Genomic DNA, 578 nt, shown 5'->3' with positions numbered 1-578 from the left:
GAGGGCGGGGGGCTCGGCGGGCTTCGGGGCGGGAGGCTCGGAGGGCTTCGTGGCGGAGGGCTCGGCGGGCTTCGTGGCGGAGGGCTCGGCGGGCTTCGGGGCGGAGGGCTCGGCGGGTGTGGGGGCGGAGGGCTCGGCGGGCTTCGGGGCGGGCGGTTGCGGCGAGTTCGTCATCCGGCCGCCACCTCATCCGTATCCGTACGCGTCGCGCCGTGCGTCGCGGCGGTACGCGTCTCCCCGTGCGTCGCGGCGGTCTCCGTCTCCGGGTCCTCGCGCGCCACCACGGCCCGGTAGGCGGCGCACCGTGCCATGAGTTCCCGGTGCGTCCCGCTCTCCGCGAGGCTGCCGTCCACCAGCCAGTGGACGACGTCGGCGCGGCCCAGGAGCGAGGGCGAGGTCGTCGCGAGGGCCGTCGTGCGGCCCGCGCGGTGGGTGTGCAGGCGCGCGGCGAGCAGGGCCTCGGTGTGCGCGTCGAGCGCGGAGGCGGGTTCGGTCGCGAGCAGGATCTCGGGCGCGGCGAGGAGCGCGCGGGCGAGCAGGACGCGCTGGCGCTGCCCGCCGGAGAGTTGCGCGCCCTT

At 78.2% G+C, this 578-nt stretch carries 1 protein-coding gene; it reads right to left on the bottom strand.

Annotated elements, in window-relative coordinates; translation table 11 throughout:
* Nucleotides 1–170 precede the first annotated feature (170 nt).
* Nucleotides 171–578: ATP-binding cassette domain-containing protein (locus G3I42_RS00915; RefSeq protein WP_239096182.1), on the bottom strand; the 408-nt coding region annotated here is incomplete at its 5' end.

The organism is Streptomyces sp. SID11385 (assembly GCF_010548245.1).
GTDB lineage: Bacteria > Actinomycetota > Actinomycetes > Streptomycetales > Streptomycetaceae > Streptomyces.
This window is presented reverse-complemented; position numbering and strand designations above follow the sequence as displayed.